Source organism: Nonomuraea antimicrobica (genome assembly GCF_039536965.1).
In the GTDB taxonomy this organism is placed as follows: Bacteria; Actinomycetota; Actinomycetes; order Streptosporangiales; family Streptosporangiaceae; genus Nonomuraea; species Nonomuraea antimicrobica.
In genome coordinates this window covers 1-1319 of sequence record NZ_BAAAZP010000249.1, presented here as the reverse complement: position 1 = coordinate 1319, position 1319 = coordinate 1, and the positions used below count along the sequence as shown (strand labels likewise).

Here is a 1319-nt window from a genome sequence, read left to right as displayed (position 1 = left end):
GGTCGGATTGCACCTCGAATTCCTGGCCGTGCAGCTGCCGCACCAGTTCCGGCCGGAGGTCGCTAAAAGGCGGTCCGCCATGCGTGAGCAGTTCCACGGTGATGACGGCCTTCGCGCGTAAGGCGGGACTGTCGGGGTCTCCCGTGGACCGCCAGCGGCCGACGGCCACGTCCGGGCGGACTCGCTTCCAGTCGTGCCAGTCCGGCAGGCGCATGCCGAGCATGTTGGGGTTGATCAGAAGCTTCCCCCCGCAGGTCACAGCAACGTAGCCGCGCAGCATGACGTGGCTGGGGTCATCGACGGGCGGCTCCTGGTGGCACTCGGGGCACGTGGCGGTAAGCCACTGCTTCAGCGGTTGCAGGTCTCTGGTGGTCAGGACCAGCCCCACGTAGGTGAGGGTGGTGGAGTCGAGAAGGTTCACAGCGGTCTCCCTGTTCGTCGGGGCTAGATGGTGCGGAACATGTCGCGGGTGACGTCCAGGTCGAGCAGGTCACTGACCTGGCGCAGGTTGTCGCACAGCTCCTCCAGGACCTTGGTGGGGCGCTGGGCGATGGACACGCCGAACACGCGGAAGCCGAGCAGGTCCCGACGCTGACGCCACTGCTCCATCCACTCGTCTGCCACGCGGGCGGAGCCGTCAGTGATGAGCACGATGTCGCCGCGGCGGCTGCCGTCGGCGTTGTACTGGTCAGCGAGGATGTCGGCCGCCTGGCCGAGCGGCTCCTGGAAGTCGGTAAGACCGCTGAAGAAGTGCTCGGCGAACTCCAGCACGTCGACCAGGTCTGCGCGGCCCTTCGGGAAATGGAACGCCTGCTGCTGGTCCTTGCTGGAGAACAGGATGCCGACGAAGTCACGGCCGCTGGCGCGGGCCTGATCCAGCAGCGCAAGCGACAAAGCTTTCGCCCACGCCTCCCGGGTGACGTCGCCGGTTTCGAGGGCCATGGAGCCGTCGATTCTGCGCGTCATGGAGCCGGAGCAGTCGACCAGCGCGATGATGGCGCCCTGCCCGGTCTCCTCCTCGTCCCGCGACTCGTACACCATCAGCCTGCCCTCGGCGAGGCGAACGGCGAAGTCGGCGCGCAGCGCGGGCACGGCGAGCGCGGCCAGCTCCGACGGCACGAGCCGCGCCAGGTCATCGCCGACCGTGACGCCGACCAGCTCACCGGTGGTGTGCTCGACGCGGCGGGCCCGCTCGCCGGCGGCCATCGCCCGGAACCGGCCGATCAGCTGCGCGTACGCGGCCAGCCGGTTCCCGGACAGACGGCGGGCCAGGTCAGCGCGCTCGGCGAAGCTCATCCGCTGCAGCCGCTCGGGTTCGA

The 1319-nt window shown here is 69.1% G+C and carries 2 protein-coding genes; both read right to left on the bottom strand.

The annotated features are described in order from the left end of the window. Positions 1–421 (bottom strand): hypothetical protein (locus ABD844_RS52160; protein ID WP_344897535.1); only part of this gene is annotated, 421 nt, incomplete at its 3' end. A gap of 23 nt (positions 422–444) precedes the next feature. Then, positions 445–1319: VWA domain-containing protein (locus ABD844_RS52155; RefSeq protein ID WP_344897532.1), on the bottom strand; the 875-nt coding region annotated here is incomplete at its 5' end.